Origin of the sequence: Saccharothrix sp. CCNWYY140 (assembly GCF_037401995.1) — a bacterium.
Taxonomy (GTDB): Bacteria; Actinomycetota; Actinomycetes; order Mycobacteriales; family Pseudonocardiaceae; genus Actinosynnema.
On sequence record NZ_JBBEGC010000219.1, the window covers coordinates 1 to 6,799 of the forward strand.

A 6,799-nucleotide genomic window follows, 5' to 3' on the forward strand; every position below is an offset into this window, starting at 1 on the left:
AACCGAGGCCCTCCACTTGTAGGTAACACCTACCGCGCGCTCCGCGCGCGAAGACCGCGCTGCGCGCGCCGAAAAGCTCGCGGGCAGCTAGGTGGTGGGTGTTGTTTCCTCGCGGGCTATGCGGAGCATTGCGCCGGACAGGCCGATGTACGCGAAGACCAGACCCGTGGCTACGCCGAACCCGAGCAGGTCGAAAGTGATCGACGCGATGCCGCCCGCCAACACTGCCGACAAAGCGCAAGCCGCCAACCCCCGCAACTTCTCATCCTTGCTGATCAAGCGCACTCGCACCACCGCATACGCCGCCGCCAGGAACATGCCAATCAGGGCAAACATGCCCAGGTACCCGTTCTCGATCAAGGTCAGCAAGAACTGGTTGTCCAGAATCGTGTACTTCGTCGGCAAGAACGTGCCAAAACCCCTGCCCAGCCACGGATTCAGGTCGATCTGTTCGGAAGCTGCCGCGTAGTCAGCAGTTCGGGCCTTCACGCTGGGGTCGTCTTCGATGTTGGAGAACATGCCGCGTAGCGTGCCGAACAGCCCTGGTACCGCTACCGCCGCGCCGAGGAAGAAGCCGCCACCGACAAGCGCGGCGGTGATGCGCTGTCGTTTCGGCAAGGTGATGACCATGATGATGCCGGCGACCGTCATGCCCAGGATCGCCGTGCGAGACAAAGCGGTCATTGCGCCCAGGCCGCACAGGGCCAGGCACGCAAGCCAGCGGATGTACGGAGTGCCTTCCTCCCGGGCGCGGAAGACGTAGTGCGCGCCCAGCGGGACGGCCATCGCGCAGATCAGGCCATATTCGATGGGATGGTTGGTGGTTCCGGTGGGGCGGCGGAAGATCGAGCGGGACTCCATGACCGCGTAGCCGTTTTCCTGTGCTCGCAGGCCGGGGATGCTCACGTAACTCGCCAGGTCGACGCCAAGGCCGAATTGCACGAGCCCTACGAACGCGATCACCGCCGCGCACGCCAGGATGAGCTTGAGCACCCTGTCCAGGCGTTCGCGGGTGCGTACGGCGTCGCAGATGAACACCGCCAGGGCGATGGTGGCCGTGATGCGCACGATGCTGGAGTCGGCGACGGTCAGCTCGTCAGTCGGCAGCCAGCGTCGCGTGGCCACGGCGTAGGTCGCCAGGTGTGCTGCCAGGTAGAGGCCGATGGCGAACCGGACGATGTTGCGGCCCTTGCCCATGCCCAGGGTGTCGACCATCTGCGCGGACAGCCACAGCACCCCGAGCAGCAGGGCCACGACCAGTGCCGGCGGCAGGGTCATCGGCACGAACGACAGCACCAGCCTGGCCGGGATGATCAGCAGGGCGAGGAGGTACACGCAGACGAGCGTGGCCCCGTCCGCACGCCGTCGGACGTGCGTGTCCTGCGTGGTCAAGAGCCGTCGTCGTTGGTCGGCCATGCCGGTTTGGGCGGCGGCACGGCGATCTTCACCGTCTTCTCGCTGGCCGTGGGCTGCGCCTTGGGGGGCAGCGGGGTCACGGGGGCCTGCACCTTGACCGTCTGCTCGCTGGCCGTGGGGCGGTGCACGGGCGGGCCGGGTGGGCGTCGTTGGACGCCGTTGGGCACCGGCTGGCCGGGGGGCACCGCGGGCTGGGGCTGACCGGCTACCACTGGCCGGGGCTGGCCGTTGGCCGGTGTGGCGGGAGAAGGCTGGCCAGGAGTGGCCGCAGAGGGAGGCTGCGGGGCGGGGGGCTGCGGGGTGGGCGGCTGGGCGGTGGTGGGCTGGCCGGCTGCGGTGGGGGCTGCGGGCTTGGGGGTGTCCTCGTCGGCGGGGGGCGGGTCGCCGGCCTCGGCCTTCGCGGCGGCTTCGCGGCGGCGGCGCAGGTGGTTGAGGATGCTGTCCGAGCCGAAGGTCGCCGCTGTTGTCAGGAGCATCAGCAGGACGAAGGCCGCGCCCGCGTAGCGGACCTTGCCGCCGATCTGGGCCTGGGCCTCGGTCGGGTTGACGATCACCTGCGAGGTGATGAACGTGGACTCCGGCGCCTTCAGCTTGCGCTGCTGGTCCTCTAGCTCTTTGGTGGCGAACTCCAGGACCGTGGTGACCATCTTCTCGGCCGCCTCGGGGGTGTCGCTGTCCGCCGTGACGAACAGGAACGGGCCGTTCTGGCCGCCGCCGACCGCCGTGTAGTTCAGCGGGGAGCCCTTGACGATGCCGAGCTTCTCGCGGGTCTTCGGGTCGGCCAGGATCTGGGACAGGATCTGCGAGGTCGTGGCGAGGCTGCCGTCGAAGGCCAGCAGCGGGTTGATCTTCACCGCTTCCTCGGGGGTGACCTTCTGCGAGAACGTGCCGCCGGCCGCCGGGGTGGTCAGCACCATCACGCCCGTGGACTGGTAGCGGGTGGGGATGGAGATGAAGATGGCCCCCGCCACCGCGACCGCGACGACCGCCGACGGCACGGCGATGTACCACCGCCTCCGCAGCGTTCGCACGGCGCCCCAGAAATCCATCCGCTCCCCGATCCGCGTTCACCCCGAGTGCGTACCCGCAGGGGCTTGTTACTGTGGAAATCGGCCGACTCCGGCCCGGTCGTTACAGGTGGTGATGGAGTTTGGGCTCGCGGCGCGTGGTGTTCGCCGTGGTCGCCATCGTACTGGTCGTCGCGGCCGGCGTGGTGTACGTGACCAGGGTCGTCGCCGACCGGCCGGTCGTGCCGGCGGCCTCGGCGGACGCCGACCTGATGTTCGTGGAGTTGGCCGACGGCCGCAGCCGGGTCGAGCAGGTGGCGCTGGCGTCGCCGGACGCGCGCGGTGGCACGGACATGACCTGTCAGCGCGTGTACCGGGCGGGCGGGACCACGGTGTGCCTGCGCCTGGCCGGTCCCGGTCCCACCTACGCGGCCGAGGTCTCCCGGGGCGGGTCCGTGGTGCGCACGGTGCCGCTGCCGGGCGTGCCGAGCCGGGCGAAGGTGTCGGCGTCGGGCCAGGTCGTGTCGTGGACCTCGTTCGTGACCGGTGACTCGTACCTCGTGCCCGGCGGGTTCTCCACCCGCACCGGCTACTTCGACCTCAGGAGCGGCGAGGTGGTCGAGTCCCTGGAGGGCTTCCAGGCGGAAGTGGAGGGCACGCCCCTCACCGCGCAGGACGCCAACTACTGGGGCCTGACGGTCGGCGCGGACGACCGGACCTTCTACGCCACCCTGGCGTCCGGCGGCTTCACGTGGCTGGTGAAGGGCGACCTCGTGGACCGTCGCGTGACGTCGCTGCGTCGTGACGCCGAGTGCCCGTCGCTGTCCCCGGACGGCACGAAGGTGGCCTACAAGAAGCGGATCGGCCGCCTCGGCCCGTGGGACCTCGCGGTGTTGGACCTCAAGACCGGCGAGGAACGCCGTCTCCCGGGCACGGCGGGCGTGGACGACCAGGCGACCTGGCTGTCCGAGGACCGCTTGGCGTTCGCGGCCGTCCCCAAGGACGCCAAGTTGGCCGCGATCCACACCGTGCCCGCGGACGGCTCCAGCCCGGCGACCCTGGTCGTCAAGGACGCCACTTCACCGTCCCCGATCTAGCCCGCCGACAGCGCGGTCAGGACGAAGGCGAACTCCGCGGGCCGGACTTCGAGCCGGTGTTCGGGCAGCACCCCCGGACCCACCGCGCCGGAGCCGACGCCCTGCACGGCGTGGTCGGTGTGCAGGTGGATCCTCGACTCCGGGGTCAGGTCGGTCTGGTGGCGTGCCGCGGCCAGGTGCTGGTCGCTCCACCGTCGAGCGGCCAGGTTGAACACGGGATCGCCCTCGATGCGGACACCGGAGCCCTCCGCGTCGGTCACCTCGGCCCAGCGCACGTCCAGCCGGTTGCCGTTCTCCTGCGGTCGCACGTACGGGGTCTGCAACTGGTCGACCGTGGCCTGGAATCGGCCCAGGCGCACCGCCTGCCGGGAGTCGGGGTAGGCCTCGCCGGGTCCGGCACCCAGCCACTGGACCTCGGACCACTGCGCGGGCACCGTCCACCGCAGGCCGATGCGGGCCAGGGAGGGAGCCTTGTCCCGGCGGAGGAGTTCCGCGTGCTGCTCGGCCGGCAGGTCGGTGTCGACCATCCGCTCGGTGAAGCGGTCCTCCCGTGGCGGCCAGTGGCCGACCGGCTCGGTGTGGACGCGCAGGCGGAGTCGGTCCCCGTCGGCCTCCCAGCGGTAGGTGGTGAGGTAACCGCACGTCACCGCGGCGGAGGCGCTGCGCACGACGACGGTCAGGCCTTCGTGGTCCGGGGTGACCGACACGGTTCGGTGGCGCAGCCGGTGCAGGCCGCGGGCCTCCCAGTACCGGGCGTCGCCTTGGGTCCACGCGAGGTCGTTGTCGGTCGGTGCGCGCCACAACGCCAGTTCGGGACCGTGCAGGTGCTGCCCGTCGAGGCTGAGGAGCGTCCCCGTGCGCCGGTCGAAGCGCGCCGGGCCGAGGACGATGTGCTCGTCGACGGGTTCCGCCGGCCTCGGCGTGCTGCTCGGCGGGACCGGGAGGGTGGAGGGCAGGGGGATCTGTCCCCAGGCGACCACGTGTCCTTCGGGCGCCCACGCGGTGGCCTTCGCCGACTCCGCCTCGACGGTCAGCCACTGTTCGCCCTCGCCCAGCACGGCGGTCGTGGGGAGGGGCACTTCGGTCCGCTCGCCGGGGCCGAGCGCCGGCGTCGGCAGGACACCGTGGGCGACCTGGACGCCGTCGCGGGCGAGCGACCAGGTGAACCGCAGGTGGGACAGGTCGAGGAAGTCGTACCGGTTGTGGATCCCGATGCCGTCGCCGGTGGCCTCGATCCGCACGGGCTCGTTGACCTTCGCGTACTCCAGCAGGCCGGGGGAGGGCGTGCGGTCGGGGAACACCAGCCCGTCGCAGATGAAGTTCCCGTCGTGCAGGTCCTCGCCGAAGTCGCCGCCGTAGCCGAAGAACTCGCGCCCGTCGGCATCGGTGGTGCGCAGACCCTGGTCCATCCACTCCCACACGAACCCGCCCTGCACCCGCGGGTACCGCTCGCACAGCGCCATGTACTCGGCCAGGCCGCCGGGGCCGTTGCCCATCGCGTGGGCGAACTCGGTGAGCAGGAACGGCATGCGGTTGCGCGGTTCGTCCGCCGGGTCGCCCTCGCCCTCGGTGAGGGGGTAGAAGTTCTCGCCCGGCCGCAGTTCGCCGCGACCGATCCGGGCGACGTCGGCCGGCGTGCGGTACATGACCGCGTGGATGTCCACGTACCGGGCCATCCGGTCGCCTTCGTAGTGGATCGGCCGGGACGGGTCGCGTTCGCGCACCCACGCGGCCATCGCCTCCAGGTTCTCCCCGTCGCCCGCCTCGTTGCCCAGCGACCAGGAGATGACGCTGGGGTGGTTCTTGTCCCGCTCCACGGTCCGCTCGACGCGGTCGAGGTACGCCGAGCGCCAACGCGGGTCGCTGGAGGGGTTGTTCGACCAGGGTTCGGGGCCGCTGTACTCGAAGCCGTGCGTTTCCAGGTCGCATTCGAGCATCACCCAGAGACCCAGTTCGTCGCACAGGTCGAGGAACCGGGGATGTGGCGGGTAGTGCGAGGTGCGCACGGCGTTGATGTTGTGCAGCTTCATCAGCTCGATGTCCCGGCGCATGGTCTCCACCGTGACCGCCCGCCCGTGGTCGGGGTCGAACTCGTGCCGGTTGACGCCCCGCAGCACCACGCGGCGACCGTTGACCGTGAGCACACCAGACCCGTCGATCACGACCGTCCGGAACCCGAGCCGCACCCGAACCCGTTCGCTCGCGGTGGCCAGCACGGCGTCGTAGAGGAAGGGATCCTCGGCGCTCCACGGCCGCACGGAGTCGAAGGTGAATTCACGATCCGCCGGCGCGTCGGTCACGCCCAACTCCGGGATGGTGATCCGGGCGGGAGCATCCACGTCGACCCGCAACCGCCCGCCGCCGGTGGCCGCGTCGAAGTCGGCGTGGACGAACAGGTCGCGAATGCCGCCCGCCGGGCGCGCGAGCAGGGTGACGTCCCGGAAGATCCCGGACAGGCGCCAGGTGTCCTGGTCTTCGAGGTAGGTGCCCGAGGAGTACTGGTGCACCCGGACCGCGAGGACGTTGCGCCCAGGCCGCAGCACCGCCGAGACGTCGAACTCCGCCGCCAGTCGGCTGCCGAAGGTCACCCCCAGCTCGACGCCGTTGAGGAAGACCCGAGCGCAGGAGTCCACACCGTCGAAGCGCACCACTGCGGGTGTGCCGGCCCAGGACTCCGGGAGGTCGAAGACCCGCCGGTAGTCACCGGTCTGGTTCTCGTCGGGGACGAACGGCGGGTCGACCGGGATCGGGTAGGAGATGTTCACGTACACCGGTGCGCCGTGGCCGTGCAGCTGCCAGTGAGAGGGAACCGGGAGCCGATCCCACCCGGTGTCGTCGAAGTCGGGCAGCTCGAAGCCGTCAGACTCGTCGAGCACGGTCGGCGAGAACCGGAACGCCCACTCCCCGTTCAGGTCCAGCCGAGGGGCGTCGGAGTCCACCGCGGCGCGCGGCGCGACCCTGCCGTGACCGGGTGAGAAGACCTCGAAGTGGCGTGCGGGCATCCGACGTTCCCCCCGTGGCTCGACCCGGTGCACGTGGCGGTGTCGAAGCGCCTCGCCGCCGCAAGTGTCGAAGCGCTTCGACGATCGCCCAGGCTAGTGAGGCCGGCGCGGTGGTGGCAAGCCCTTCGGGCCTGGACGAGTAATGCGCAACTCGGGACAGCAGAGGCGCAGCACACGCTCTTCACCCCCGCGCAGCCCTCGCGCGCGCTTTTCGAAGGGCTCGCGCAGCAGACCTCCCGACTTGGGCTTCTTCCGTCATCCCCGTATGGCCTGCCCG

At 70.6% G+C, this 6,799-nt stretch carries 4 protein-coding genes; 1 reads left to right on the plus strand and 3 read right to left on the minus strand.

From position 1 onward, the window contains the following. Positions 1 to 87: 87 nt before the first annotated feature. Together WBN91_RS38555 and WBN91_RS38560 are read right to left on the minus strand one after the other, a co-directional pair. Positions 88 to 1,335: an O-antigen ligase family protein gene (locus tag WBN91_RS38555; RefSeq protein ID WP_337727369.1), complete on the minus strand. Its 1,248-nt coding sequence runs from the start codon at positions 1,333 to 1,335 to the stop codon at positions 88 to 90. A 53-nt stretch (positions 1,336 to 1,388) separates the two neighbouring features. Further along, the gene (locus WBN91_RS38560) at positions 1,389 to 2,465 is read right to left on the minus strand and encodes a hypothetical protein (RefSeq protein WP_337727370.1); all 1,077 of its coding nucleotides are present in this window, start codon (positions 2,463 to 2,465) and stop codon (positions 1,389 to 1,391) included. Positions 2,466 to 2,593: 128 nt separating this feature from the next. Between WBN91_RS38560 and WBN91_RS38565 the strand changes: the two genes are divergently transcribed. Beyond that, positions 2,594 to 3,520 carry a hypothetical protein gene (locus WBN91_RS38565; protein WP_337727371.1) on the plus strand — a complete coding sequence of 309 codons (927 nt, stop codon included), beginning with the start codon at positions 2,594 to 2,596 and terminating at the stop codon, positions 3,518 to 3,520. Here WBN91_RS38565 and WBN91_RS38570 read toward each other — a convergent pair. Further along, a complete protein-coding gene (locus WBN91_RS38570) occupies positions 3,517 to 6,522 on the minus strand; it encodes a glycoside hydrolase family 2 TIM barrel-domain containing protein (protein ID WP_337727372.1) in 3,006 nt (1,001 codons plus the stop codon). The genes WBN91_RS38565 and WBN91_RS38570 overlap by 4 nt on opposite strands. Positions 6,523 to 6,799: the final 277 nt, after the last annotated feature.